Here is a 25,647-nt window from a genome sequence, read left to right as displayed (position 1 = left end):
GTGGCACATGTAACGCCGCACTAAAAAAACCGGATCCGCCAACGTTGCCGTTGGCGGATCCGGTTTTCCTGTGATTGGTGGAGCTGAGGGGACTCGAACCCCTGACCCCCTGCATGCCATGCAGGTGCGCTACCAGCTGCGCCACAGCCCCAATTCAGTTGGTATTTCCATCATCATGGTCCGCGGATAATTCCGGGAAATGATGAACATAAATCCTGCCTGCGCAGGAGTTTATTGGTGGAGCTGAGGGGATTCGAACCCCTGACCCCCTGCATGCCATGCAGGTGCGCTACCAGCTGCGCCACAGCCCCAATAAAACTGTTTCCACTATGCCTCAAGCGGCGGTTTTTGTATCCCCCGGGCCGAAGCAACTCCTCTACTTTAGTACAGAAATAACGGAGTGCAAAATCGAACTACACCGGTGCAATTGCGCTCCTCCGGCCGGACTGTTCCGCCCGCAGCTAGCCTTCGAGGGGCCCCGAGGGCATGGCGTCGAGTCCAACATTGTGCTGGGCCAGGTTCCATCGAACGCCGCCGGCTGTTGCATCCCGTTCCTCCAGGACGGACCAGTGCGTATTCGAAACCCCGCTGATGACGGTCCAGGATTCGGTCGGCAGGCCCAGCAGGGCACAAATTCCGGCCCGGATCGCGCCGCCGTGGCTGACCGCCACCAGGGTCCCGCCGGGCGGCAGCGCATCGGCTGCTTCGGTCACGGCCTGCGCGACGCGGCGGCCGACATCCACGCGGCTTTCGCCGCCGCCGGCACGGACGTCGCCGTTCCCGGCCGCCCAGCCCGCCTGCTCGCGGGGAAAACGGGCCGCAATGTCAGCGAAGAACAGCCCTTCCCAGTTTCCCGCAAAGGTCTCACGAAGCCTCGGATCGGTGGTGACGGGTTGTCCGCTGGCCTCCGCCAGCGCCCGCCCGGTGGCCAGGGCACGGCTGAGATCCGATGAAACAATCGCATCGGGATGGAGGTGGCGCAGGACCGCGGCTGCTTCCACCGCCTGGTGAACGCCCGAGGGATCCAGATCGATGTCCTGCTGGCCCTGAAACCTCCCCACGCGGTTCCATTCCGTACGTCCGTGGCGCCAAAAATGACGCGTTTGCCCGTACGGGCCGGATCCCAGGAGGCGGAGGCAGTCACGGGGTGCTGATGCTACTCGGCGTCCGGCACGGACGGGGCTGCGGAAGCGGCATTTTCGATCTGCAGGTCAACCGCCGGGCAGTCCTTCCAGAGGCGTTCCAGGGCATAGAACACACGGTCCTCCTCATGCTGGACATGCACGACAACGTTGGCATAGTCGAGAAGGACCCAGCGGCCCTCACTGCGGCCCTCGCGGCGCACCGGCTTAAGGTCTTTCTTGGCCAATTCTTCCTCGATGCCGTCAACGATGGCGTTGACCTGGCGTTCGTTGGACGCCGACGCAATCAGGAACACGTCAGTGATGGCGAGGCGTTCACTGACATCAATGGCGACGATGTCGTTGGCCAGCTTGCCGGAGGCTGCCTGGGCGGCCACCCGTGCAATATCGATGGATGATTCGGTGGCGCTCAAAGTGTCTCCTTGTTTAACATCAGCTGCCAAAGCCGCCGACGATCATTGCTACTGAGATGACCAGGGCCAAAATGCCCAGACCACCAATTCCCAGCGATACAAATCGCAGTCGCCGGGTACGGCCGAGTCCGGCCGTCTTTACGTCCAACGGGTCAAGCCCGAAAGCGCTTCGTGCGCCGACGGGCTTGGCGCCCTCGGCAGGATCCAGGGGCGCATTGACCAGAGCGTCCGCCCGGGCCAGAATGCGCGAATGCCGTACATCGGTGGAGCCCGACGGGCGGCGTACTTCAAAGCGTTTCTCGCCGGCGCGCGGCGTGCCCTGCGGCGGCGGAGGGACGGCCCGGCCGGATTGTTTTGGAGTGTTCGAGGTGACAACCGGTACGTGGGACGTCGGCGGCCGGCGCATAACGGGGCGGTCCACGCCCGGCACCCGGACAAATTCCAGCGGTGTCACCATCGCGAGATTATGGGCCGTGGACGGGTCGCTTGACGATGGTTTGCGCTGCTCGTTCTCCTGGGACAGCCGCTGCATGCTCTGCGTGCGGCGGTTCAGGACTGCGGCGCGCTCAGCCAGGGCTTTTTGCTGGGCCAGCAGCTCCAGGTCGACGGCGTTGGGGTCCTCCGCCTGCAAGGCTTCCATGGCCTCCACCTGGTTGCGGGCCTGCGCGTGCAGCGCTTCCCGGGCTACGAGGGCCTGTTCCACGCTCATGCCGGCGACATCGGCGTTAGGATCCGCCGTGTTTCCTCCGGCTGCCGGGGCGGTGGACGGCGTGCCCTCCGCCGGGGTTCCCTGGTCAGGGGCGCCCTGGTCAGGGCTTTCCGCGCGGCGGCGGCGGTCCCGGCGGCTGCCTTCCCGCACCGGCGGCAGGGCGGCGGGCACGGCATCGACGACGGCACCTGGGCCTGCGGGCTCCCCGTCGGCCGGCCGGGGCCGGCTTTGGCGGGGTTCCCGGAGGGCGCAGCTGTCTGTGCCTTGGCAGCAGGGGCCTGTGCCGGTGCTGCCGGCTTGCCGGCGGTCGAAGCCGGGGCAGCAGACGCCGCAGCTTCCCCGGACGCGGCGGCGCGCTGCTGTTGCAGTTGCTGCTGCAGCCTCAGCTGCCGGCGGGTTGGCGGGTTCGCAGACGCGTCGGAACGCGCCTGCTTGTCTGCCAGTGCCTTGTATGCACGCAGGGCCTCGCGGTCCCTGGCCCGCTGCTGGGACTCCCGTTCGCGGGGCCCGGCAGGGGCGTCCACCGGTACGTCAGCCGCTCGGCGGCTGCGCCGCGGTGCGTCTGCGGACTCTGGACCGTTTGTCATTTCCTACCCATCCGGTTTCGTTTGGTTATGCTACGGGTTCTGTGGTGGCCGTCGGGGACTTCGGAGCGCGCTCGGGACCGCCTTCATACAGCCCGTGCTTGGCGATGTACTGGACGACGCCGTCCGGTACGAGGTACCAGACCGGCTCCCCGTCAGCCACCCGTTCCCGGCAGTCGGTGGACGAGATGGCCATCGCGGGCACTTCCAGCAGGCTGACATCCTCGCGGCCCATGTTCTCCAGCACATGGCCGGGACGCGTGACCCCGACAAAATGAGCCAGTGACCACAGTTCCTGGACGTCCTTCCAGGACAGGATCTGCGCCATGGCGTCAGCGCCTGTAATGAAGAACAGTTCCGCATCGGGACGCATTTCCCGCAGGTCGCGGAGCGTGTCGATGGTGTATGTCGGACCCGGCCGGTCGATGTCCACGCGGCTGACGGTGAACCGGGGGTTTGATGCAGTCGCAATGACCGTCATCAGGTACCGGTGCTCGGCCGGGCTGACTTCTTTGGCGGATTTGTGCCACGGCTCCCCCGTGGGGACAAAGACAACTTCGTCCAGGCCGAAGACCGATGCCACTTCGCTGGCAACAACCAGGTGGCCGTGGTGGATGGGATCAAACGTTCCGCCCATCACGCCCAGGCGCACCGGCCGCTGGCCCGGCTGGGGCTTTGCCGCCGACGCTGCCAGGAAGGTTTTACTGATTCCACCGAGGAATCAGCCCTCGATGCCCTGGCCGTGATCGTGCTTGTTCGGGAACTGGCGCTGCGGGTCGACGTGCTCCGGTGTTGCCTCGTGGCGGTGCCCCAGGCTGGTGAAGGAGACAGTGGCGAACATCAGTACCAGCAGCGCGCCCATGATTATGACGCCGTACATCACCGGATGCATCGGAATCGCTACGTGTGCTTCGGCCGCCTCACTGGCAGCAAGTACAGCGCTGGAAAGCTGGATCAGCATGGATCTCCCCTCAGAAAGCTATGAGTAACAGCCCGCCGGCAGGAGCCGGCGGAGCAATGGTTTCCTTCAAGTCTACGCGTAAGCGCAGACGGGCTGCACCCGCGCACGCCGGGCTTGTCCGGATCGGTTGCAGCGGCCGGTTCAGATCCGAATGTGCCCGTCGCCCTGGACGATCCATTTGGTGGTGGTCAGCTCCCGCAGCCCCATCGGGCCGCGCGCATGCAGCTTCTGGGTGGAAATGCCCACCTCGGCGCCCAGCCCCAGTTCACCGCCGTCGGTAAACCGGGTGGACGCGTTGACAATAACGGCAGCCGAATCGGTCTCGGCAATGAACCGCTCGGCATTGGCCAGGTCATTGGTGATGATCGCCTCGGTGTGGCCGGTAGTCCAGCGGCGGATATGGTCCAGCGCTTCATCCATGTCATCCACCATCGCCACGGCCAGGTCCAGGTCCATGTACTCGCGGCCCCAGTCGTCCTCCCCCGCGGGCTGGGACGGGACCCCGGCGGGAAGGGCGGCACGCACCCGTTCGTCCGCATGCAGCCGAACTCCGGCGGCTGTCAGGGCGGCCAGCACGTCGGCTGTTGCCGGCGCATCGCGGTGCACCAGGAGGGTTTCAACGGTATTGCACACGCTGGGCCGCTGGGTCTTGGCATTGAGCAGGATGTCAACGGCCATCTCCACCGGCGCGCTGCGGTCCAGGTAAATGTGGACGTTGCCTTCACCGGTTTCGATCACCGGCACGGCGGCGTTGGCGACTACGGTCTGGATCAGGTCCCGGCCGCCGCGCGGGATGAGGACGTCCACCTTGCCCCGGGCCTTCATCAGGGCGTTGGCGCCGGCGCGGCCGTAGGCATCCACCCCCTGAACCGCGTCGGCGGGAAGCCCGACGGCGTCGAGTGAATCCCGAATGATGTCCACGAGCACTGTATTGGTCTGCGCGGCGGCGCTGCCGCCGCGCAGAATGACGGAGTTGCCGCTTTTCAGGGCCAGTCCGGCGATGTCCACCGTGACGTTGGGCCGGGCTTCATAAATGGCGGCCACCACGCCCAGCGGCACGTGCACCTGCCGCAGGCGAAGCCCGTTGGGCAGGGTCTGGCCGCGGGCAACGGAACCGACCGGGTCCGGCAGGCCGGCAAGCTTCTCCAGCGCCTCCGCCAAGCCGTCAATCCGTTCAGGGGTCAGGGTGAGGCGGTCCAGCATCGCCGCCGAGGTTCCTTTTGCCCGGCCGGCGGAAACGTCTTTGGCGTTGGCGGCCAGGATCAGCTCCCGCTTGGCGACGAGGTTTTTACCGATCTCCAGCAGGCCCAGGTCCTTCAGCGCCCGGTTCGCCCGGGCCAGCCGCCGGGCGGCGGTTCGTGCACGGCCGGCCGCTGCATGCACACCGGCTTCCGCCTCTTCCGCCGCCGCAGCTGACCCGGCGGCTGACGTACCGGTTCCTGACGTGTCGGTCCCTGACGTGTCGGTCCCTGATGTTTCGGTTGTCTTCACGGCGTTCATGCTCCCAGTGTATTGAGGGTCTCGGGGCGGGGGGCGGAGCTGCCTGCTTCGGCGGCGGCTCCGGACGGCGCGTCGTTCCTGCCGTCCTTCAGGACGACCAGATCGTTGACGTGCACCACGGCGCGCTCATAGGCGCGCCCCAGTTCCCTGGACAGTTCGCGGGTGGAGCGGCCGAGCATCCGCGGCAGCTCATCCGAGCCGTAATTGGCCAGCCCGTGGGCTATCACCATGCCGTCCAGGCGGGCAACGGCCACCGGGTCTCCGGGCTCGAAATGCCCCTCCACGGAGACAATACCCGCCGGCAGCAGCGACCGGCGGCGGTCCGCAACTGCTCCGGCGGCGCCGTCGTCCACCACCAGTGTGCCCTGCAGGCGGGCTACGTGGGCCAGCCACAGCAGGCGCATGGACTGGCGGCGTCCGCGGCCGGTGAACCAGGTGCCCACGTCCTCGCCCGCCAGCGCTGCGGCTGCGTTGGCGGTGCTGGTCACCAGCGCGGGGATGCCGGACTCGGCGGCGATGGTGGCGGCCTCGACCTTCGTGGCCATGCCGCCGGTGCCGACACCGGCGCGGCCGACCTTGCCGATGCGCACGTCCTCAAGGTCTTTCTGCCCGGTTACCTCCGGGATGCGTACCGCACCCTCCGAGGGCGGACCGTCGTAGAGGGCGTCGACGTCGGAGAGCAGGATCAGCGCGTCGGCTTTGACCAGGTGCGCCACCAGGGCTGCCAGGCGGTCGTTGTCGCCGAAGCGGATTTCGTGGCTGGCCACCGTGTCGTTTTCATTGACGATGGGCACGACGCCGAAATTCAGCAGCCGTTCCATCGCCCGGTGGGCGTTGGCGTGGTGGGTGCGGCGCATCAGGTCTTCGATGGTGAGCAGGACCTGGCTGACGGTCACGCCGTGCTTGCCGAAGGCTTCGGTGTACCGGGCCATCAGCAGGCCCTGTCCCACGGAAGCGGCTGCCTGCTGTGAGGAAAGCTGGGTGGGGCGCTTGGTCAGCCCCAGCGGTGCCAGGCCCGCGGAAATCGCCCCGGACGACACCAGGATGATTTCAGTTCCCTGCGCCCGGCGGGCGGCCAGCACGTCGGCGAGCCCGGTGAGGGCTTCATCGGAAATGCCGCCGGCCACGGAGGTCAGCGAGGACGAACCCACCTTGACGACGATCCGGTGCGCCCGGGCAAGTCCGGCGCGGGAGCGGAGCGCCCGCCGGGGTGCGGGGACAGGGACGGGGGAGGTCGTGTTCTCAGTCATGTCCCCACCACCCTATGCGTATCCCCGTCCCCGTGCGGATTGTATTAAGCCGCTATTCGCCGTCTGCCGGCCCGGCGGGCTTATTGTGCTTGTAATTCACCGATTCGGTCCAGATTCCGGCACGTCGCTCTGCTTCAAGCTCGGCGCGGGCGGCTGCCCGGGCGTCGCGGCGCTGCTGGTGGTCTTCGCGCTTTTCCTCGCGGGTCGGCCGGGAGAACTCCTCGATCCGGATGTCCGAACCGCGCGGCGAAGCTGCCAGCAGTTCCGCGCCGCCGATCATCGTCGGCTCCCAGTCGAAGACGACGCCGTCGCCCTCGCCGATCACCACGGCGTCGCCGAGCTTGGCGCCGGCCTTGAAGAGCTTGTCTTCCACGCCGAGCTTGGCCAGGCGGTCGGCCAGGTAGCCCACGGCCTCGTCGTTGGTGAAGTCGGTCTGCTGCACCCAGCGCACCGGCTTGTCACCGAGGACGCGGAACAGCGGCTCGAGGTTCCGCTCTTCCCGGCGGATCGTGAACCCGCCCTTGGCGTCAGCACTGCGAACCCGCAGCGTGGGGGTCTTGACCCGCGGCGGTGCGCTCTGCACGGCGCTGCGGGCATCGCGGACAATCTCCGCCATGGCGTAGCCCAGCGACTTCAGGCCCTCATGGCTGGAAGCGGACACTTCGAAGACGCGGTAACCGCGCTTCTCCAGTTCCGGGCGCACGAACTCGGCCATGTCGCGGCCGTCCGGAACGTCCACCTTGTTCAGCGCGATCAGGCGCGGACGCTGGTTCAGGGGCACCACGTCTCCGTCGGTGCCGGCGAAGCTCATGTCCACGGCGTACTTCTCAAGCTCTTTTTCGATGATGTCCAGGTCGCCGAGCGGGTCGCGGTCCGTTTCCAGGGCGGCACAGTCCAGCACGTGCACCAGGGCGGCGCAGCGCTCGACGTGGCGCAGGAAGTTGTGGCCCAGGCCCTTGCCCTCGGAGGCACCCTCGATGAGACCGGGAACGTCTGCCACGGTGAAGCGGACGTCGCCCGCCTGCACGACGCCCAGGTTCGGTACGAGCGTGGTGAAGGGGTAGTCGGCAATCTTCGGCCGGGCGGCGGACATGGCCGCGATCAGCGAGGACTTTCCGGCGGACGGGAACCCGACCAGGGCAATGTCGGCAATGGACTTGAGTTCCAGGACGATATCCCGCTCATCGCCGGGTATGCCCAGCAGGGCAAAACCGGGGGCCTTGCGTTTCTGCGAGGACAGCGAGGAGTTGCCCAGTCCACCCTGGCCGCCGGCTGCGGCAATATACTCGGAGCCTTCGCCTACGAGGTCGGCCAGCACTTCGCCGTCCTTGTTCTTGACCACGGTGCCGTCGGGCACCGGCAGGATCAGTGTTTCGCCGGTCTTGCCGTTGCGCCAGTCGCCCATCCCGTTGCCGCCGTTGGTGGCGTGGCGGTGCGGGAGGTGGTGGTAGTCAAGCAGCGTGGTGGCGCTGGAGTCGACGCGGAGGATGACATCGCCGCCGTCGCCGCCGTTGCCGCCGTCGGGCCCGCCCAGGGGCTTGAACTTTTCACGCTTGACGGACACGCAACCATGGCCGCCCGTACCGCCCGATACATGCAGCACTACGCGGTCTACAAAGCTGGCCATGGTTCTCCTTCAAAGGAACTACTTGATCATGCCAATTCTGCTTGGCTTAAAGACAACGGGGCGGGCCATCAAGGCCCGCCCCGTCGGAAAAGCTAATTGCCGGTGATTACTCGGCGGCTGCAGCAGCCACGATGTTCACGACGCGGCGGCCGCGGCGGCTGCCGAATTCAACTGCGCCTGCTTCCAGTGCGAACAGGGTGTCGTCGCCTCCGCGGCCAACGCCCTCGCCCGGGTGGAAGTGGGTGCCGCGCTGGCGAACGATGATTTCGCCTGCCTTGACAACCTGGCCACCGAAACGCTTCACGCCAAGGTACTGGGCGTTGGAGTCGCGACCGTTGCGAGTGGAACTCGCACCTTTCTTATGTGCCATTTTCTACTGCCTGCCTTTGCTAACTGATTATGAAACTCAGGGGCGGGATGCTTCCCGCGTTCCCGGCTCCGGGTGGAGCCGGCACGAGAATCAGGAGTTGATGGACGTAACCTTGACCTTGGTCAGCGAGGAGCGGTAGCCCTGGCGCTTCTTGTAGCCGGTCTTGTTCTTGAATTTCTGGATGACAATCTTCGGACCCCGAAAATTCTCAACGATCTCTGCCGTCACGGTGACCTTGGCCAGGTCCTGTGCGGAAGAGGTGACCTGGTCGCCATCAACCAATAGCAGGGCGGGCAGCTCAAAGGTGCTGCCGGCTCCACCGGGGACGCGGTCCAGGGTTACGAGGTCTCCGACGGAAACCTTTTCTTGGCGGCCGCCAGCGCGGACAATCGCGTACACCACTTGGGAACTCACTTCTCTCGACGTTTAATACTTGGATGCGCATCTAGCTGGGCTGAATTTGCCCGCCTTGCGCCATGCAGTCACGCCCTGTATCCGATAAACGGTTGGAAGGCGTTCGCACCGAAGTTCAAGGTTACGCTACGCAACCGACAACCCGCAAATGCGGGGCTTCGGGCGCTGCGCCTCTTCGGACGTCACTGCTCTCGTCCTACTTTATAGCATTTCCGGAGGTCCTGCCGCCTCCGCGGCGAAGCTGAGGCGGCCGCCCCCTGTTTCGGGGACGGCCGCCCCAGCTTTTGGTGCCGGTGGGTCCGTCCAGGCACCGGCGCTGCGGTTCGGCTAGAGCTCCGAGGCCGGAACGCCGACGCCGAGGATGACGGGCGCACTGCCGGCGGGTTCGCGGAGCTTATCCTTTGCCTGTTCAGCAGCAGGTGCCGCAACGCGGCGGACAGCTACGGGTCCGGCAGCAACTGCACCGCCGGTATGGATGGCATCCGTTCCTGCGGCGCCCTGGGGGCTGCCGGCGGCGCGGCGGCGGCGCGGAGCCCGGGACGGCGCCGAGGGGGCCTGCCGGACAGGCTCCGGCGCCGCGGGGCGGACCGGCGCGGCGGGTTCCTTCGCCGCGGAGGCCGGCGCCTGCGCGGCTGCCGCGGCTTCCCCGGCAGCTGCGGAAGCCGGCTGGACGCTGCGGGCGGCAGCGCTGCTTCGCCGCGAACGGCGGGGCGCGGTCCCGGCTGCCGGCTGGGCAGCTGCGGACTCGCCGGCCCGGTCCCTTTCCTGCGTGCCCTCAGCTGTGCTGCCCTGCGGTGCGCCGGCAGCGGCTACCTCGTTGAAGGCCTCGGTAAGGCTCTCCAGCGTGAAACGCGGCTCCTCCTGCACCGGCTCGCGGCGTTCCCGGCGCGGCACCACGACGGTCTCGCCCTGGATCTGCAGCACGGCGCCGGCATCAACCGCCTCCCCGGCCGTTTCCGAGGCGGGAGCCTTCGGGGCATCAACCTGCTTGCCGCCGTCGGTGCGCTCCCCGCCCCGCCGGCGTCGTTCGCTGCTGCCGCGGTGGCGGCAGCAGTTGCGGCAGCGATGGTGGCCAGCGCTGCGCGGGCAGCCTCGGCTTTGGCCTTGGCCTGCCGCTCGGCTTCGGCGTTAGCGGGCTCCTCGCTCTTGACCGGCTCCTCGGCAGCCGCTGCTGCGGCTGCCTGCTGCGGGGTACCCTGGCCGCGGCTGCGGTTGCGCTTGCGGTCCCCGCGGGACTGCTTTTCCTGCCGCAGGTGCTGCTGGTGGTGGTCCTCGGACACCGCATGGGCAGCCGTACCGTTGCCTGCACTGTTGTGGCTGGTGCTGCGGCGGTGTTCAACCGGGATCTCATGCGTAATCACCCCGCGGCCGTCGCAGTGCTCGCAGTTCTCGCCAAAGACCTCGAGCAGTCCGGTGCCCATCCGCTTGCGGGTCATCTGGACCAGGCCCAGGGACGTTACCTCGGCAACCTGATGCTTGGTCCGGTCACGGCCCAGGCACTCGACGAGGCGGCGCAGGACCAGGTCGCGGTTAGCTTCAAGGACCATGTCGATGAAGTCAATGACGATGATGCCGCCAATATCCCGCAGCCGCAGCTGGCGGACCACTTCTTCGGCCGCTTCAAGGTTGTTTTTAGTGACGGTCTCCTCGAGGTTTCCGCCGCTGCCGGTGAATTTGCCGGTGTTGACGTCCACCACGGTCATGGCTTCCGTGCGGTCGATGACAAGCGAACCGCCCGACGGCAGGAAGACCTTGCGGTCCAGTGCCTTGGCGATCTGCTCGTCAATACGGCTGGCGGCGAAGATGTCCTCGTCCTTGGTCCATTTTTCCAGGCGGCCCACCAGGTCCGGCGCCACGTAGGTGACATAGGCCTCGATGGTGTCCCAGGCCTCTTCACCGGAAACGATCAGCTTGGAGAAATCCTCGTTGAAGACGTCTCGGACCACCTTGATGGTCAGGTCCGGCTCGCCGTAGAGCAGCTCCGGAGCCAGGGTCTTGGTGGACTTGGCTTTGGCGTCAATGCTCTCCCACTGGGCGCGGAGGCGGTTGATGTCATTCATCAGCTCCTCCTCGGACGCTCCCTCGGCGGCAGTGCGCACGATGACGCCGGCATTCTCCGGCAGGTGGTCCTTGAGGATTTTCTTGAGCCGGTTGCGCTCCACGTCAGGCAGCTTGCGGGAAATTCCCGTCATGGAACCGCCCGGTACGTAGACCAGGTAGCGGCCCGGCAGCGAGATCTGGCTGGTGAGGCGGGCTCCCTTGTGGCCCACCGGATCCTTGGTGACCTGCACCAGGACGGAGTCCCCTGATTTTAGGGCCAGCTCGATGCGGCGCGGCTGGCCGTCGAGCCCGGCAGCGTCCCAGTTCACTTCACCGGCATACAGCACGGCGTTGCGGCCGCGTCCGATGTCCACGAAGGCGGCTTCCATGCTCGGCAGCACGTTCTGGACCTTGCCGACATACACATTGCCGATCAGCGAGTCCTGCTGGGTGTTGGAGACAAAGTGCTCGGCAAGGACACCGTCTTCGAGCACCCCGATCTGGATCCGTTCGTCGCGCTGGCGGACGATCATCTGCCGGTCGACCGACTCGCGGCGGGCCAGGAACTCGGCTTCAGTGATGACGTGGCGGCGGCGTCCGGATTCGCGGGACTCGCGGCGGCGCTGCTTCTTGGCTTCGAGGCGCGTGGATCCCTTGACGCTGGTGACGCGGTCCGAGACGGGTGCGTCGGCGTGGGCACGCGGGGCCCGGACCCGGGTCACCGTGTTGGGCGGATCATCGTCGGCTCCACCGGTGAGTTCAAGGTCCGCGTCGCCGCGGCGCCGGCGGCGGCGGCGCCGCGACGTTACGCCCTCGGCTTCCGGGCCCGCCGCGCCGTCTACTGGGGCGGCCGCCGACTCGGACTCCGCGCTCTCATCCGCGGGTGCATCGCTGTGCGCGGGGGCATCGCTGCGCGTCCGGTTGCGCCCCCGCCGGCTGCGGCGGCGGCTGCGGTTGCCGTCGGCTGAATCGTCATCTTCGTCGGATTCATCGGCGGCCCCGGACACGGGTGCGGCACGGACGGCGGTCAAATCCGGCGCATGGAAAAGCGGCAGGGCGGGAACGGCAAAGGGATTCAGACTGGATGTCTCCGCCTCGTCCTGCGCCGTTTCTTTCGCTGCTGCATCGGCGGGGAGGGCTTCGTCCGCGGCGGCGGATCCGGGGGCAGCCGCAGTGTCATCCACTGCGGCCTCCGCGGCAGCTTCGGGAAGCTCTGCGGTGCCTTCGGCGTCCGGCGCAGTCTTTCCGGCAGCCTTCGCGGGGCGGCGGCGGGTGCGCTTCGGTGCAGTTTTGGCTTCAGCTGCGTCCGGGAGCACGGCGGCTCCGGGTTCCACGGCTGTGCCCCCGGCGGGGGCATCCGGCGTCTCCTGCGCCGCGGCCGCAGCCGGAGCTTCGGCTGCAGCCGGTGCTTCGGCTGCCTTTTGGCAGGCGCCCGACGGCGGCGCACGGCCTTCACCGGTGCCGGACCCTCGGACGCTTCCGCGCCGTCAGCTGCTGCGGGAGCCGTCGCTTCAGGAGCGGCCGCCGGAGCCGTGGCTTCAGGAGCGGCTGCGTCAACGGTTGCGGGGACGGCCCCTTCTGCCGGAGCAGCCGCCTCCGCGGGAGCAGCGGCTTCGCCTGCCGGAACCGTCTTGCGGCGGGGAGCCCGTACACGCTTAGGTTTTTCCGCTGCGGCGGCTTCTTCGGCAGGCGCGGCGGCGGTTGCGGCGGCAGCGGTTGCCGCCGGCGCCTTGCGGACCCGCTTGGGTGCGGCAGCGGCCGGAGCATCAGCGGCGGGGGCCGGGGCTTCGCCGGTTTCCTCGCTCTCCGCCGGTGCAGAAGCAGCCACCGACTTGCGGCGGCTGCGGGTGGCCGTTTTACGGGTTCTTTGGCCTGGGCGGAAGCATCCTCCGTCGCTTCACCAGCCGCTAGGCCGCTGTTAACTGCTGGTTCATTATTCAGTTCATCACTCATAAAAAACTACGCTCCGGCCCCTGCGGCACTGGCCACATTCCAATGCCCAGCGGGCAATGTATCGGCTGTGCGGGGGGCATCAGTTGCCTGCCGCCAGCCGGAAGTCGTCTGGATGTCATCCGAGGTCGTGCCAGCTGTAGGGCGCGGTATCACTCGAAGACCAGCGGCGCTTTTCCTGCTACCTGCCGGCACGTTCACGACGTTGCCGCTGCGGGCAGGTCTGATCGGCGGATTCCCTGGTTCCCATCCGGGTTGATGGGCGAACTGCTTGGGAAGCGTCACCGACAGAACCGGAAGCCTGTCGCTGGACCGGCAACGGAATGTGGTTCCGCCGTCAGCCACAGCCATTATCTCACATGCCCGTCTTTTTGGCCCGCATCAGCGCATAGACTCGACACGTATCACCACCAGCCAAAAGGAGATCTCCGTGCCGTCCAGCGCCGCCAATCCGCAAGTCACCCGCCGGCCCGCCGACCAGCAGGGCCAGGAACGCGGCTTCGCCTGGATTCTGCTTGTCACCGGCATCGTGGGCTGGCTGGCCTCCGGCGTCCTGGTCCTGGAACGGCTTCGTGTCTATGCGGATGCCAGCTACATCACCAGCTGCGACATCAGCCCCTGGGTTTCCTGCGGCACTGTTTTCCAGACCCCGCAGGCCGCCATCTTCGGCTTCCCCAACCCGTTGATCGGCATTGTGGCGTTCGCTGTCATCATCACCACCGCCATGGCCATGCTGGCCGGTGCCCGGTTTCAGCGCTGGTACTGGCTGGGACTTCAGGCCGGCGTGACCCTGGGTATGGTGTTCGTGGTCTGGCTGTGGAGCCAGGCACTGTTCGACATTTACGTGCTGTGCCTTTACTGCATCGTGGTCTGGGCCGCCATGATTCCGTTGTTCGTCTTCACGACCATCCGCAACCTCGCACACGGTGTCCTGCCGGCCCCGGCGGGCCTGGTCAAGTTCGTGTCCGAATGGGCCTGGGTTATCGTGGCCCTGCTCTGGGTCGCCACCGCTGCGTCAATCTTTTTCCGGTTCATGAATTCGTTCGTTGGCTGACCGGCAGCGAAACTGATCAGCCGAGCGGCAGCGCCCACGCGAGAAGCACGGGGACGTCCTGCCCATTCCACGTGGCGGTCAATGACGGATCAGCCACCGCTTCTCCCCCAAGCTCCAGCACCCGCACCACTGAAAGTTCCCAGTCGCCGGTTGTCATGCGGGCCACGGGAAGGTCCGCCGGTCCCGGCTGGGGCCCATCGGCCAATTCCTCGCCGTCGGGCATTCCGCTGGCCACCACACTGACGGACTCCGGAATGTCCTCCCGGACGCCGTCGTTCTCGAAATACTGCGGTGCCTGCCCCTGCCCGGAGAGGATCGAGGCAGCCAGCGCCTGCGCGTAGGCCGGATCCCCGCAGGCGTCGTAGACCCAGCGCCGGCCCAGCACCGAATGTTCCATGGAACTGATCAGGAACTCTTCCCCGCCGTCCAGCGGTGCGCCGCGGTAAGTAAGTGGCACCTGAAGGACATCGAGCCCGACGGCGACCAAGTGGGTTTCGATGCCGACCTCGCCGTCGGGATCGTCGAAGCGGAAGGAACCGATCCGCTCCAGAGGCAGCTGCCCGGTGCCGGGAAACCAGGCGGCCGAGGGAAGCCAGGAGGTAAGAAGTTCCATTTTGTCCGGGTGCAAATCTGCGTGATGAATGAGTGCCATGTGCCCAGCCTAGGCGCTCCGGGGTGCAGCGTCAGGAATTTCCCCCGCAGTTTTCCGGTTGTCGCCTGCACGGGCCCGGGCAGGAACCCCCTGCCGCAGTCCCGCGAAACGCCCCACTTGATCAGGAGAACCATGCTCAGAACTGCCCCCGCACACCATGCCTCACAGGACCCCGCACCCACCGCCCTGGTTGCCGGCGCCACCGGTATTGCCGGTGCCGCCCTCGTGGACCTCCTGTCCCGGCAGGGATGGACGGTGCTGGCGCTGTCCCGGAAGGGAATGGACTCAGCTGCCGGCTCCGAGGCCCGTCCCGGCGTCGTTTCGGTGGCTGCGGACCTGACCTCGCCCGAGAACCTGGCCGCGGCACTGGCGGATGCCCGCCCCACCCACGTCTTCTTCACCTCGTGGTCGCGGCAGGAAACGGAAGCGGAGAACATTGCCGTCAACTCGGCCATGGTCCGCAATCTCCTGACGGCGCTGGAGCATGCCCCGGTGGAACACGTGGCCCTGATGACCGGGCTCAAGCACTACATGGGACCGTTCGAGGCGTACGGCGAAGGGTCCATGCCGGACACTCCGTTCTCCGAGGACGAACCCCGGCTGCCGGTGGATAACTTCTACTACGCGCAGGAGGACGAACTGACGGCAGCCGCGGAAAGGCAGGGTTTCGCCTGGTCCGTCCACCGCGCCCACACCGTCATTGGCTTCGCCGTGGGCAACGCCATGAACATGGGGCAGACGCTGGCCGCGCAGGCCACGCTGTGCCGTGAACTGGGACTGCCGTTTGTTTTCCGGGATCGGAAACCCAGTGGAACTCGGTCACTGACATGACCGACGCCGGTTTGCTCGCCGAGCACATGCTGTGGGCTGCCACCGATCGGCACACAGCAAACGAGGCCTTCAACGTGGTCAACGGCGATATTTTCCGCTGGCGTTCCCTCTGGCCGCGGCTGGCGGAATACTTTGGGGTGGAAGCGGCCGGTTTCGATACCACGCCCCGGCCGCTCGAGGAGCAGATGGCGGACATGGATGAAGCCTGGGAAAAGCTCGCTGCCCGCCACGGCCTGGCGGAACCGGAGCTTCGGCGGCTGGCCTCCTGGTGGCACACCGACGCCGACCTGGGCCGGAACATCGAAGTCCTGACGGACATGAGCAAGAGCCGGCTGGCGGGTTTCACCGGTTACCGCCGCACGCAGGATGCCTTCCTTGAGCTCTTCGACCGCCTGCGCGCCGAACGCCTGATTCCCTAAGCGGAAATGACGGAAGGGGCCGGCACCATCACTGGTGCCGGCCCCTTCCGCGGCGTGCTGCGGGTGTATCCGCGCAGCGGTACGGCTACTTGAACCAGATGCCGATTTCACGGGCGGCGGACTCCGGGGAATCCGAACCGTGGACCAGGTTCTGCTGCACTGCCGTGCCCCAGTCGCGGCCAAAGTCGCCGCGGATGGTGCCCGGGGCGGCGGCGGTGGGGTCCGTGGTTCCGGCCAGGGAGCGGAAACCTTCGATGACGCGTTCGCCTTCGAAGATGGCCGCCACAACCGGGCCGCTCAGCATGAATTCCACCAGCGGTTCGTAGAACGGCTTGCCCTTGTGCTCGGCGTAGTGCTCTTCGAGCACCTCGCGGGTGGCATGCACCTTCTTCAGTTCCGCCAGGGTGTAGCCCTTGGCTTCCACCCGGGCCAGGACTGCGCCGGAGAGCTTCCGCTCCACGCCGTCGGGCTTGATCAGTACAAGTGTGCGCTCGGTGCTCACGGTGTATCTCCTTGCGAAGTTGCGGTATTCGAGTCTAAGCCTAGTCTGCGGCGGGTGCAGCGGAAGCGCCGGGGCCCTCGGAACCCTCCGGATGGGCCTTTTCCCATTCCGCCTGTTCCCGGTCCCGCACCCGGTTCTCCCGGTCCAGGCGCATGCCGGTCTTCAGCCCGTACCACCAGGTGGCAGCGAAGATGGCACCGACAAAGAACATCTCCGGCACCAGGAATCCGGTGGCAATGATGGCCAGCTGCAGAATCCAGCCGATCACCGGACCGGCCGGCTTGGGCAGGATCGCGCAGGTGGCGATGAGCGCGGCGAAAAGGACGAACCCGCCGCCGAGGATGACCGCAGGAGACAGCTCGTCCCGCCGCAGGCCGAAGACGGCCAGCGTTGCAAAAAGTACCAGGAACGCTTCCAGGACCAGGACAGTGGAGGCGAACATGATGCGGATGGAACGCCGTTTCTTAGGCATTCCCGGACGCCACTCGCGCTGCGCTTTGGTGAGTTTAGCCATGGTGCTTACTTTCCGAGAAGGGTGCGCGCTTCGGCCACCAGGGTAATGGATCCGATAATCAGCACGCCGCCGGACAGGTCATTGTTTTCCTCGGCCTTGGCCACCGCCCATTCAATGGCGTTGTCCAGGCCGGGCTCCACCTGCAGGTCTTCGTCGGCAAAACCGGCGTCGACGGCGTCCTGGACGAGGTCCTCGGCGGACAGGGCACGCGGGGAACTGGACTGCGTGAGGCACACGCCGGTGATCTGGTCACCGAGCGTTTCGCGCAGCTCGGTGAGGATTCCGACGGCGTCCTTTTCGGCCAGGATGCCGACCACCACGACCAGCGATGTGAAGCTGAACGCTTCCTGCACGGCCTCCGCCGCGGCCTTGGCCCCGGCGGGGTTGTGGGCCGCGTCCACCACGATGGTGGGCGCGGTGCGAACGACTTCCAGCCGGCCGGGCGAGCTCACCGTGGAGAAACCGGTGCGCAGCAGTTCCACGTCCAGTTCCTTCGTGCCGCCGCCAATGAAGGCCTCCAGTGCGGCAACGGCGACCGCGGCATTCTCGGCCTGGTGCTTGCCGTGCAGCGGAAGCAGCAGGTCCCCGTAGCGGCCGGCAAGTCCGGCGACGGCCAGCATTTGTCCGCCCACCGCCATCACGCGGGACTCGACGCCGAATTCAACGCCTTCGAAGCGGTACGGAACGCCTGCTTCCCGGGCTTTCTCCAGCAGGACCTGCGCGGCTTCCATCGGCTGGGCAGCACTGATAAGGAAGCCGCCCTCCTTGATGATGCCCGCCTTTTCCACCGCAATGTCGGCGACGTCGTCGCCCAGCAGTTCCGTGTGGTCCAGCGAAATCGGCGTGACGACGGCAACGGAGCCGTCACCCACATTGGTGGCGTCGGTGATGCCGCCCAGGCCGACTTCGATGACGGCAACGTCCACGGGTTCATCGGCGAAGACCGCGAACGCGAGGATGGTGACGGCTTCGAAGTACGTCAGGCGCGGTTCCCCGGCTGCCGTGAGTTCGCCGTCGACAATGTCCAGGTACGGGTGGATTTCGTCCCAGATCCGCACAAACGTCTCATCGGAGACGGGTTCGCCGTCGATGCTGATCCGCTCGGTGACCTTGCTCAGGTGCGGGCTGGTGTACCGGCCGGTGCGCAGCCCGTAGGCCCGCAGCCCTGCTTCAATCATGCGTGCCGTGGAGGACTTGCCGTTGGTTCCGGTGATGTGGATGATCGGGAACGCCTTGTTCGGCTCCCCCAGCACCTCCATCGCCCGGAACAGCGGTGCCATCCGCGGCTCCATTTTGTTTTCCGGTGCGCGGCTCAGCAGCTCGGCATAAACGCTTTCCACGGAGAACCCGTCAATTGCGCCGGACGGTCCGTCAAACATGCTCATTTAGATTTTCTCCAGTGAGACGGTGAATTCTTCAGCGTCGTCGGCGGGGGTAACTGCCGTGAGAACCAGCTCGTCGGTCAGGGTTTCGGACTTGATCAGTTCCGCATTGGCCTCAAGGGCTGCGGCGGAGGCCGGCGACGTTGTCACCTCGGTACGGATGTGGTCGCTGATGTGCAGGTCCGCGTCGCGGCGGGCCTGCTGGATGGCGCGGATACCGTCCCGGGCGGTGCCTTCGGCGGCCAGTTCCGGGGTGACTTCGGTGTTGAGCACCAGGAAGCCGCCGCCGGGCAGCACGGAGACAGCCTTGGCGGATTCGCCGTCAGCGGTCTCGACCACTGTTTCCAGGGTGTATTCCTGCGGCTGCAGTTCCAGGCCGCCGGCGGTGACCGTACCGGCGTCGTCCACCGACCAGTCCCCTGACTTGGAGGCCTTGATCGCGGTCTGTACGTTCCTGCCCAGGCGCGGGCCGGCGGCACGGGCGTTGACCACGAGCTTCTGCGTGATGCCGAATTCCGCCGGATCCGCGGCAGCGGCGTCCATCAGCCGCACGGACTTCAGGTTCAGTTCATCGGCGATGATCGCGGCGAACTGGCCCTGCAGCGCCTCGGCGCCGGGGGCGACGACGGTCAGTTCCGACAGCGGCAGCCGCACCCGCAGGTTCGCGGCCTTGCGCAGCGACGAGCCCACGGAGGCAATCCGCCGGGTGCGGTCCATCCGGTCCACCAGCGCCGGATCCTGCGGGAAGAGGTCCGCGTCGGGCCAGTCGGTCAGGTGCACCGAGCGCCCGCCCGTCAGGCCGCGCCAGATCTCTTCGGAGATCAGCGGCAGCAGCGGAGCGGCCACCCGGCACACCGTTTCCAGGCAGGTGTAGAGCACGTCGAACGCCTGGGGATCCTCGTCGAAGAACCGGTTGCGGCTGCGGCGGATGTACCAGTTGGTCAGGGTGTCCATGTACTGGCGCAGCGTTTCGCAGGCCTCGGATACGTCGTAGCTGTCCAGCTGGCCGGTCATGGTCCGCACCAGGTCACCGGTGGCCGCCAGCATGTAGTTGTCCAGCGGCTCGGTGGACTCGTAGCGCGGCTTCGCCTCGTAACCGCTGCCGTTGTTCGCAGCGTTGGTGTAAAGCGTGAAGAAGTGCCACACGTTCCACAGCGGCAGGATCACCTGGCGGACGCTTTCGCGGATGCCCTGTTCGGTGACCACCAGGTTGCCGCCGCGCAGGATCGGCGAGGCCATCAGGAACCAGCGCATGGCGTCGGAGCCGTCGCGGTCCAGGACCTCGGACACGTCAGGGTAATTCCGCAGCGACTTGGACATCTTCTGCCCGTCCGAGCCCAGGACGATGCCGTGGCTGATGACGTTGCGGAACGCCGGGCGGTCAAAGAGTGCCGTGGCGAGCACGTGCAGCGTGTAGAACCAGCCGCGGGTCTGGCCGATGTACTCCACGATGAAGTCACCCGGGTTGTGGTGCTCAAACCAGTCGGCGTTCTCGTGCGGGTAGTGCACCTGGGCGTAGGGCATGGAGCCGGAGTCGAACCAGACGTCCAGGACGTCTTCCACGCGGCGCATGGTGGACTGGCCCTCTTCGGGCGTGCGGGGATCGTCCGGGTTCGGGCGTGTCAGCTCATCGATGAACGGCCGGTGCAGGTCCGGCTGGCCCTCATGGTTCAGCGGCAGGCGGCCGAAGTCTGCCTTGATTTCCTCCAGCGAACCGTACACATCGGTGCGCGGGTAATTGGGATCATCGGAAACCCACACCGGGATGGGACTGCCCCAGTACCGGTTGCGGCTGATCGACCAGTCGCGGGCGTTCTCCAGCCACTTGCCGAACTGGCCGTCCTTGACGTTCTCCGGGATCCAGTTGATCTGCTGGTTCAGCTCGACCATGCGGTCCTTGATCTTGGTGACCTCCACGAACCAGGAGGAGACCGCCTTGTAGATGAGCGGGTTCCGGCAGCGCCAGCAGTGCGGGTAGCTGTGCTCGTAGCTGGCCTGGCGCAGCAGGCGGCCGTCCGCGCGCAGCACCTTGGTGATGAGCTTGTTGGCGTCGAAAACCTGCAGTCCGGCGATGCCGGACAGCGGACCCTCGCCGAACATGGGCAGGAATTTGCCACCCTCGTCCACGGAGAGGATCACGGGGATGCCGTTCAGCTCGCAGATTTTCTGGTCGTCTTCACCATAGGCCGGGGCCTGGTGGACGATGCCGGTGCCGTCGGTGGTGGTGACGTAGTCCGCGGTGACGATCTGCCAGGCGTTCTCCGTGCCCCACTTTTCCGTGTCGGCGTAGTAGTTCCAGAGCGGCGCATAGTGCAGTCCGGCCAGCTCGCTGCCCAGGTGCACGGAGGTGACGGCCGCGCGGGCGGCCTCGGCGTCGTCATACCCCAGGTCCTTGGCGTAGGAGCCGAGGAGGTCCTCCGCGAGCAGGAAGCGTCCGTCGCCGGCCTGCGTGCCGTGAGGGCCCGCGGGCACCACGGCGTAGCGGACGGAGGGTCCGACGGCGAGGGCCATGTTGGTGGGCAGCGTCCACGGCGTGGTGGTCCAGGCGATGGCGTTCACGCCGTCGAGCTCCGCGGACAGCACATTGTCCCCGGCAGTGATCGGGAAAGTGACCGTGACGGTCTGGTCCTGGCGGTCCTTGTAGACGTCGTCGTCCATGCGCAGCTCATGGTTGGACAGCGGAGTCTCGTCCTTCCAGCAGTACGGCAGCACCCGGAAGCCGCTGTAGGTCAGGCCCTTCTCATGGAGGGTCTTAAAGGCCCAGATGACCGACTCCATGTACTCAACGTTGAGCGTCTTGTAGTCGTTTTCGAAGTCCACCCAGCGGGCCTGGCGGGTGACATAGTCCTTCCACTCGCCGGCGTATTCCATGACGGAGGCGCGGCAGGCGTCGTTGAACTTGTCGATGCCCATCTTTTCGATCTGGACCTTGTCGGACATGCCCAGCTGCTTCATGGCTTCGAGCTCGGCGGGCAGTCCATGGGTGTCCCAGCCGAAGCGGCGTTCCACGCGTCGGCCGCGCTGGGTCTGGTAGCGGGCCACCAGGTCCTTCGCGTAGCCGGTCAGCAGGTGCCCGTAGTGGGGCAGGCCGTTGGCGAAGGGCGGGCCGTCATAGAAGACAAACTCATTGGCGCCGTTTTCGCCGGCGGGGCGGGCATCGATGGAAGCCTGAAAGGTGCCGTCTTCGTCCCAGTACTTCAGAACGAGTTCTTCGAGTTCCGGAAACTTAGGGGAAGACGGGGCGGCATTTTCTGCCGGTGCGGCGGCCGTGGTGGCCTTGGGGTAGATAGAAGGCATATTCGTCATCCTGATAGCGGCAAGTAGTTCTGATGAATTACAGGATGCGAGGGCGGAATCGCTGCCGGCACAAAGCCTGCGGTGATCCGCGGTACCACCTCGCTTGCCGCCGTCGTCGCCGGTGCCGGGCCCTGCAGGAGTCTGCAGTGCTCTGCGCCGCCGAGCCGGCTGCCGCTCGTTGACTGCTGTGACGGGCTTACCCGTCCGGTTCTACTGGGCCCTTGTGCTGAATAGTTTGGGGCTGTTCTTCCGGAAGCTCACCGGTGATGGCCGGGTCAAAGCTGCTTCCGCCAGTTTAGGCCACGGTTCCGGGGTTGTCGAAGTCCCGCAGGGCGGCGTGGCATCAGCCCGGGTGCGGGCGGGTTGAAGAGAACATTTGCTACGGATTTTTTTAACCTAGTAGCGGGGTGGTGGTCAGGATGATCCGTAAAAGGACCCGCATCCCAAGCCAAGTCGAGAACTGGTCTGGACGAATAAATACGGAATACCGTACTATCCATGGAATGACGGAAACGAAGGCGTTGGAAGAGAAGATTGACCGGATCCTCACGCTTCTGGAGAGTCCTGAACCCGTAAACCGGAACCCGGAGGTCTCCGGGACTTCCGCTCGGACATCGGCAAAATTCTGGGCGCTCGAAGGCCTCCGGGCGCAATTGGTCGATGACTCCGGAGACGTCATGCTCGTCGGCGCCGTCGCCCTGCCCACCGGAGAAACATATGACTGGCAGCAGAGCGCATCGGCCGCCGCCTTGATTGACACTGACTGGCCGGACTTGTCGGACACCATCAGCGCACTGGCACACCCGGTGCGCCTTGCCATCGTTCAAGCCGTTGTCCGGGGACACGGTTCCACCGCTGAGCTGGCGGATTTGCCGGACCTTGGAACTACCGGGCAGCTCCATCACCACCTGCGCCAGCTCGCAGCCGCCGGCTGGCTGCAGAGCGCGGGACGGGGCCACTACGAAGTACCCGCCGCCCGGGTTGTCCCCTTGCTGACCATCCTCGTGGCGGCCACCCGATGACGGCGGCGTCAACACACCCGGTCTCCTACGAGATCTCTGCAGCCGGCCGCGCGGCGAGAGTTGCTGCCGTTCTGCGCTGGCCGGTCACTGCCGCGACGATTGCCCTGGCCGTGACAGCCATCGGCTGGCAGGCGCTGCCGGACGTTTCGCCGGCGCTGAGCCTGGCCCGGGATCTGACCGGACTGGCGGTTCTTCTTCTGACCATCCTGATGCTCGTTCTGCAGCGCACACTGCGGGGCAAGGAGCGGCCGCCGGTCATCATGGCGCCTCCGGTCTCCGGTGCCTGGACGGCGGTGAGCTCCCCCAGCACCTCCGTACCCAGCCACGGTACGCACCTGTTCGGGCAGACCTGGGCCATCGACCTGCTCGCCGCGGGCCCTGAACCCCATTCATTTGCGCTCACCGGAGGATTCCGCCCGGCAGCTGACTTTCCCACCTTCGGGCAACCCCTGACGGCAGGAACCAGCGGCACCGTCGTCCTGGCCAGGGACACTGCGCCTGACCACCGCAGCAGAAACTCCTGGAGCGCACTGCCGGCCCTCTTCATCGAGAACCTCGCCCGCGGCATGCTGGGCTCACGGCATGTTTTCGGAAACCTCATCGTCATCGCTCCCGACGACGGCGGATTCATTGCCTACGCCCACCTAAAGCAGGGCAGCGCCCGTGTCCGGCCCGGAGACCGGGTGGAGCCGGACACCCTGATTGCCCGCTGCGGCAACAGCGGGGCTTCCTCCGAACCGCACCTTCATCTCCAGGCCATGGACCGGCCCAGCCCAACTTTTGCCCTGGGACTTCCCCTCGTTTTCTGCCGCAGCGGCGGGCACGCGGCCCTGCCGGCAAGGGAGACGTTCTGGAGGTGTGAAGGACTTAGCCCTGCGGCCGGCGGATGACCTTATGGTTGGCCGCTTGGGCGAGCGGGCGCAGCACCACCTTGTCCAGGTTGATGTGGTGCGGAAGGTTCAGCGAGTAGGCCATGACGTCGGCAACGTCCTCTGCGGTGAGCGGTTTCTCCACTCCGGCATAGACCTTTTCCGCCGCCTCCTTGTCACCGAGCCGGTTCAGTGAGAACTCCTCGGTCTTGACCATGCCGGGCAGGATTTCGATCACGCGGACGTTGTTTTCCGCTTCCTCAAGGCGCAGGGTTTCGGCGAGCGCCTGCTCAGCGGACTTCGCCGCACAGTACCCGCCGCCGCCTTCATAGGATGCGAGCGCCGCGGTGGAGGTCAGCATCAGCACTGACCCTTGGCCGGAAGCACGCAGCGCGGGCAGGAAGGCCTGGGTGACGCGGAGCGCGCCCAGCACGTTCACGTTGTACATGGCTTCCCAGTCGACGAGTTTGCCCGTTGCCACGGAGTCCACACCCCAGGCGCCGCCGGCATTGTTGATGACGGCGTCCACTCCCCCGGTGGCCAGCACCTGTTCGGCCATCCGGGCCACGGATTCACTGTCCGTCACGTCGGCGGTAACTGCCTGCGCGCCGGTCTCCGCGGCGAGGGCCTCAAGCCTGTCCCCGCGGCGGGCCACGGCCACCACGTCCCAGCCTGAGTTTCGCAGGGCACGTACGGCCGCTGCTCCAATGCCTGAACTTGCTCCGGTGACTACTGCGCGCTTAGGGGTCATGGCACCACCCTAGCGACTTCCCTTCCGGCAGCGCTTCTATATTGCGGTGTTGCGGTGTTGCGGCGACACCGGAAATGTAGCGGCAGATACAGTGTCGAATCATTGCCACTGTCGAGTACCTCTTATTCTGCTTGGAGCAACAATGCCGCCCAGCGTTTATCTTCCCCTGATGCTTATTGGAGCGCTGGCTCAACTGCCGGCTGCGTTCTACTGGAGGAGGCGTCCACCGCTGCCAAAAGGACAGGTTACGGCCCGGGATAAGTCATACCTGACGCTGTCATTTGTCGGAGGAGGGGCAGTATTGGTTGCATTTGTCATGCTCATTACCAGCCCATATGCCTTCAGAGCCACAGGGCTTTCGTAGCCGGATGCATGATGGCTACGAACCCGGCGGGGCTTACAGCGCGGCCGGCAGCGACATTGCCCTGCGCCGGACATGCTCCAGCCTGGAACCGAAGCCTGCCGGGACCCGGGCGGGGAGGTCATCGACCGGGAACCAGCGGACGTCCTCGCTTTCATCGCTTACGGAGACCCCGGCATCCGGGCTAACCACAGCGGCGTAGCCCACATCCCAGTGGGCGGAACAGGAGAATCCCCCGGCCAGCTGGTGCCGGTCAAGATCCATGAGCACGGGAAAAGAGTCCGGGAACAGCAGGATCAGCCCGCCGATTCCGGACTCCTCCCGGGCCTCCCGCTGGGCGGCTTCCGCCACCGTCGCGTCCTTTGGCTCAAGATGCCCGCCAAACTGCACCCAGAACTGCCCCTTTCGGTGGAAACACAGGAGGACACGGTCGAAGCCGGGTGAAAACACGAAACAGGACCCCGTGACGTGTTCCGGGCCGCCGTCCCGCTGCAGGGCGGCGGCACCGAACTCGTCCAGGAACCGCAGATACTCGTTCCGCTGTTCCGATTCGGGAAGTGCCCTGAGGCTGGTGAGCAGGTTTTCAAGAGGCATCCTGCCATCTTCCCGCACCAGTCGGTGTAAACCCGGTTGTCAGGGCCGGCGGCCGGGTTCCAAGAGGTACTCCCGCAGCACCACGGCTTCATTCTCCGTCGCCGAGCGCGCCCCGTAGAGCAGCACGGTGTCCGGCCGGGAGGCACAGTCCCGGGAAAAGTTCGGAACCGCCGGGTTGGCGGCAAGCTCCTCCCGGTACCGTTCCCGGAAGCCGGTCCAGCGGTCTTCCCGGTGTCCGAACCACTTGCGCAGCTCCGGGCTGGGTGCGAGTTCCTTGAGCCACTCGTCGAGTTCAGCACTGGCCCTGAAAACCCCGCGCGGCCACAGCCGGTCCACCAGGACCCGGTAACCGCCGTCGGGCGCTGCATAGATGCGGCGGATGCGGATCGATTCCGGGTTCTCCTGGAGCTTTGCCATACCCCGGATGCTACGGCCGGCG

23 protein-coding genes, 2 tRNA genes and 1 pseudogene are annotated in these 25,647 nt (G+C 66.3%); 4 read left to right on the top strand and 22 right to left on the bottom strand.

The features are described from left to right. Window positions 1-75: 75 nt before the first annotated feature. The 14 genes from OL239_RS08005 to OL239_RS07940 form a co-directional block, all read right to left on the bottom strand. Window positions 76-151 (bottom strand) — tRNA-Ala (locus OL239_RS08005). 84 nt (window positions 152-235) lie between these two features. Continuing rightward, window positions 236-311: transfer RNA gene (locus OL239_RS08000), tRNA-Ala, on the bottom strand. A gap of 150 nt (window positions 312-461) precedes the next feature. Beyond that, window positions 462-1,127, bottom strand: coding sequence for a histidine phosphatase family protein (locus OL239_RS07995; protein WP_268911705.1), 666 nt, complete (start codon window positions 1,125-1,127; stop codon window positions 462-464). A 29-nt stretch (window positions 1,128-1,156) separates the two neighbouring features. Continuing rightward, the gene (rsfS, locus tag OL239_RS07990; RefSeq protein WP_268911396.1) at window positions 1,157-1,555 is read right to left on the bottom strand and encodes a ribosome silencing factor; all 399 of its coding nucleotides are present in this window, start codon (window positions 1,553-1,555) and stop codon (window positions 1,157-1,159) included. Between the two features lie 19 nt (window positions 1,556-1,574). Then, the gene (locus tag OL239_RS07985) at window positions 1,575-2,435 is read right to left on the bottom strand and encodes a hypothetical protein (protein ID WP_268911395.1); all 861 of its coding nucleotides are present in this window, start codon (window positions 2,433-2,435) and stop codon (window positions 1,575-1,577) included. Window positions 2,436-2,876: 441 nt separating this feature from the next. Further along, the gene (nadD, locus tag OL239_RS07980) at window positions 2,877-3,500 is read right to left on the bottom strand and encodes a nicotinate-nucleotide adenylyltransferase (protein ID WP_268911394.1); all 624 of its coding nucleotides are present in this window, start codon (window positions 3,498-3,500) and stop codon (window positions 2,877-2,879) included. 69 nt (window positions 3,501-3,569) lie between these two features. Then, window positions 3,570-3,809 carry a hypothetical protein gene (locus OL239_RS07975; RefSeq protein ID WP_268911393.1) on the bottom strand — a complete coding sequence of 80 codons (240 nt, stop codon included), beginning with the start codon at window positions 3,807-3,809 and terminating at the stop codon, window positions 3,570-3,572. Window positions 3,810-3,950: 141 nt separating this feature from the next. Continuing rightward, window positions 3,951-5,309 carry a glutamate-5-semialdehyde dehydrogenase gene (locus tag OL239_RS07970; protein WP_442864248.1) on the bottom strand — a complete coding sequence of 453 codons (1,359 nt, stop codon included), beginning with the start codon at window positions 5,307-5,309 and terminating at the stop codon, window positions 3,951-3,953. Beyond that, on the bottom strand, window positions 5,306-6,559 hold the full coding sequence (proB, locus tag OL239_RS07965) for a glutamate 5-kinase (protein WP_268911391.1): 1,254 nt from the start codon (window positions 6,557-6,559) through the stop codon (window positions 5,306-5,308). Before proB ends, OL239_RS07970 begins: the two co-directional genes overlap by 4 nt. A gap of 52 nt (window positions 6,560-6,611) precedes the next feature. Then, window positions 6,612-8,186: a GTPase ObgE gene (gene obgE / locus OL239_RS07960; RefSeq protein ID WP_268911390.1), complete on the bottom strand. Its 1,575-nt coding sequence runs from the start codon at window positions 8,184-8,186 to the stop codon at window positions 6,612-6,614. Window positions 8,187-8,292: 106 nt separating this feature from the next. Beyond that, a complete protein-coding gene (gene rpmA, locus OL239_RS07955) occupies window positions 8,293-8,556 on the bottom strand; it encodes a 50S ribosomal protein L27 (RefSeq protein ID WP_104053918.1) in 264 nt (87 codons plus the stop codon). Between the two features lie 90 nt (window positions 8,557-8,646). Continuing rightward, window positions 8,647-8,958 carry a 50S ribosomal protein L21 gene (rplU, locus tag OL239_RS07950; RefSeq protein WP_104053917.1) on the bottom strand — a complete coding sequence of 104 codons (312 nt, stop codon included), beginning with the start codon at window positions 8,956-8,958 and terminating at the stop codon, window positions 8,647-8,649. Between the two features lie 339 nt (window positions 8,959-9,297). Continuing rightward, window positions 9,298-9,894, bottom strand: a complete 597-nt coding sequence (locus OL239_RS07945; protein WP_268911389.1) for a hypothetical protein — start codon at window positions 9,892-9,894, stop codon at window positions 9,298-9,300. Beyond that, window positions 9,780-12,344, bottom strand: coding sequence for an Rne/Rng family ribonuclease (locus OL239_RS07940; RefSeq protein ID WP_329609377.1), 2,565 nt, complete (start codon window positions 12,342-12,344; stop codon window positions 9,780-9,782). The genes OL239_RS07945 and OL239_RS07940 overlap by 115 nt, the downstream gene beginning before the upstream one ends. Window positions 12,345-13,390: 1,046 nt before the next feature. Here OL239_RS07940 and OL239_RS07935 point away from each other — a divergent pair. Beyond that, window positions 13,391-14,014 (top strand): vitamin K epoxide reductase family protein, encoded by a 624-nt coding sequence (locus OL239_RS07935; RefSeq protein ID WP_268911387.1) that lies wholly within the window; start codon window positions 13,391-13,393, stop codon window positions 14,012-14,014. A 16-nt stretch (window positions 14,015-14,030) separates the two neighbouring features. Here OL239_RS07935 and OL239_RS07930 read toward each other — a convergent pair whose 3' ends face one another. After that, entirely contained in the window at window positions 14,031-14,666 is a 636-nt protein-coding gene (locus OL239_RS07930; protein WP_268911386.1) for a CG0192-related protein, read from the bottom strand. A gap of 132 nt (window positions 14,667-14,798) precedes the next feature. On the opposite strand from OL239_RS07930, the pseudogene OL239_RS07925 reads away from it, so the two are divergent. Then, window positions 14,799-15,916, top strand: a pseudogene (locus OL239_RS07925) (SDR family oxidoreductase). Window positions 15,917-16,001: 85 nt separating this feature from the next. Here the strand turns inward: OL239_RS07925 and ndk are convergent. The 4 genes from ndk to ileS are packed head-to-tail and all read right to left on the bottom strand — an operon-like array spanning window position 16,002 to window position 21,620. Continuing rightward, window positions 16,002-16,418: a nucleoside-diphosphate kinase gene (gene ndk, locus OL239_RS07920; protein WP_268911385.1), complete on the bottom strand. Its 417-nt coding sequence runs from the start codon at window positions 16,416-16,418 to the stop codon at window positions 16,002-16,004. Window positions 16,419-16,458: 40 nt separating this feature from the next. Then, window positions 16,459-16,932, bottom strand: a complete 474-nt coding sequence (locus tag OL239_RS07915) for a DUF4233 domain-containing protein (protein ID WP_268911384.1) — start codon at window positions 16,930-16,932, stop codon at window positions 16,459-16,461. Window positions 16,933-16,937: 5 nt separating this feature from the next. Beyond that, entirely contained in the window at window positions 16,938-18,317 is a 1,380-nt protein-coding gene (locus tag OL239_RS07910; protein WP_268911383.1) for a bifunctional folylpolyglutamate synthase/dihydrofolate synthase, read from the bottom strand. Continuing rightward, a complete protein-coding gene (gene ileS / locus OL239_RS07905; RefSeq protein WP_268911382.1) occupies window positions 18,318-21,620 on the bottom strand; it encodes an isoleucine--tRNA ligase in 3,303 nt (1,100 codons plus the stop codon). A gap of 494 nt (window positions 21,621-22,114) precedes the next feature. On the opposite strand from ileS, the gene OL239_RS07900 reads away from it, so the two are divergent. Continuing rightward, the gene (locus tag OL239_RS07900; RefSeq protein ID WP_268911381.1) at window positions 22,115-22,633 is read left to right on the top strand and encodes an ArsR/SmtB family transcription factor; all 519 of its coding nucleotides are present in this window, start codon (window positions 22,115-22,117) and stop codon (window positions 22,631-22,633) included. Next, window positions 22,630-23,523 (top strand): M23 family metallopeptidase, encoded by an 894-nt coding sequence (locus OL239_RS07895; protein ID WP_268911380.1) that lies wholly within the window; start codon window positions 22,630-22,632, stop codon window positions 23,521-23,523. The genes OL239_RS07900 and OL239_RS07895 overlap by 4 nt, the downstream gene beginning before the upstream one ends. Here the strand turns inward: OL239_RS07895 and OL239_RS07890 are convergent. From OL239_RS07890 to OL239_RS07880, 3 genes are all read right to left on the bottom strand, one after another. Then, entirely contained in the window at window positions 23,501-24,253 is a 753-nt protein-coding gene (locus OL239_RS07890; RefSeq protein ID WP_268911379.1) for an SDR family oxidoreductase, read from the bottom strand. The genes OL239_RS07895 and OL239_RS07890 overlap by 23 nt on opposite strands. Before the next feature lie 397 nt (window positions 24,254-24,650). After that, window positions 24,651-25,208 (bottom strand): NUDIX hydrolase, encoded by a 558-nt coding sequence (locus OL239_RS07885; protein WP_268911378.1) that lies wholly within the window; start codon window positions 25,206-25,208, stop codon window positions 24,651-24,653. 39 nt (window positions 25,209-25,247) lie between these two features. Further along, window positions 25,248-25,625: a DUF488 domain-containing protein gene (locus tag OL239_RS07880; protein ID WP_268911377.1), complete on the bottom strand. Its 378-nt coding sequence runs from the start codon at window positions 25,623-25,625 to the stop codon at window positions 25,248-25,250. Window positions 25,626-25,647: the final 22 nt, after the last annotated feature.

Source organism: Arthrobacter sp. ATA002 (genome assembly GCF_026898095.1).
Classification (GTDB): Bacteria; Actinomycetota; Actinomycetes; order Actinomycetales; family Micrococcaceae; genus Arthrobacter_B.
This window is presented reverse-complemented; position numbering and strand designations above follow the sequence as displayed.

Bases quoted from the DNA above. Each gene is read 5' to 3' on its own strand.
- OL239_RS07900 (WP_268911381.1), top strand. From the start codon at position 22,115: ATGACGGAAACGAAGGCGTTGGAAGAGAAGATTGACCGGATCCTCACG.
- OL239_RS07890 (WP_268911379.1), bottom strand. From the start codon at position 24,253: ATGACCCCTAAGCGCGCAGTAGTCACCGGAGCAAGTTCAGGCATTGGA.
- OL239_RS07930 (WP_268911386.1), bottom strand. From the start codon at position 14,666: ATGGCACTCATTCATCACGCAGATTTGCACCCGGACAAAATGGAACTT.
- ileS (WP_268911382.1), bottom strand. From the start codon at position 21,620: ATGACGAATATGCCTTCTATCTACCCCAAGGCCACCACGGCCGCCGCA.
- OL239_RS07915 (WP_268911384.1), bottom strand. From the start codon at position 16,932: ATGGCTAAACTCACCAAAGCGCAGCGCGAGTGGCGTCCGGGAATGCCT.
- rpmA (WP_104053918.1), bottom strand. From the start codon at position 8,556: ATGGCACATAAGAAAGGTGCGAGTTCCACTCGCAACGGTCGCGACTCC.
- OL239_RS07970 (WP_442864248.1), bottom strand. From the start codon at position 5,309: ATGAACGCCGTGAAGACAACCGAAACATCAGGGACCGACACGTCAGGG.
- OL239_RS07880 (WP_268911377.1), bottom strand. From the start codon at position 25,625: ATGGCAAAGCTCCAGGAGAACCCGGAATCGATCCGCATCCGCCGCATC.
- OL239_RS07885 (WP_268911378.1), bottom strand. From the start codon at position 25,208: ATGCCTCTTGAAAACCTGCTCACCAGCCTCAGGGCACTTCCCGAATCG.
- OL239_RS07975 (WP_268911393.1), bottom strand. From the start codon at position 3,809: ATGCTGATCCAGCTTTCCAGCGCTGTACTTGCTGCCAGTGAGGCGGCC.
- OL239_RS07910 (WP_268911383.1), bottom strand. From the start codon at position 18,317: ATGAGCATGTTTGACGGACCGTCCGGCGCAATTGACGGGTTCTCCGTG.
- obgE (WP_268911390.1), bottom strand. From the start codon at position 8,186: ATGGCCAGCTTTGTAGACCGCGTAGTGCTGCATGTATCGGGCGGTACG.
- proB (WP_268911391.1), bottom strand. From the start codon at position 6,559: ATGACTGAGAACACGACCTCCCCCGTCCCTGTCCCCGCACCCCGGCGG.
- OL239_RS07895 (WP_268911380.1), top strand. From the start codon at position 22,630: ATGACGGCGGCGTCAACACACCCGGTCTCCTACGAGATCTCTGCAGCC.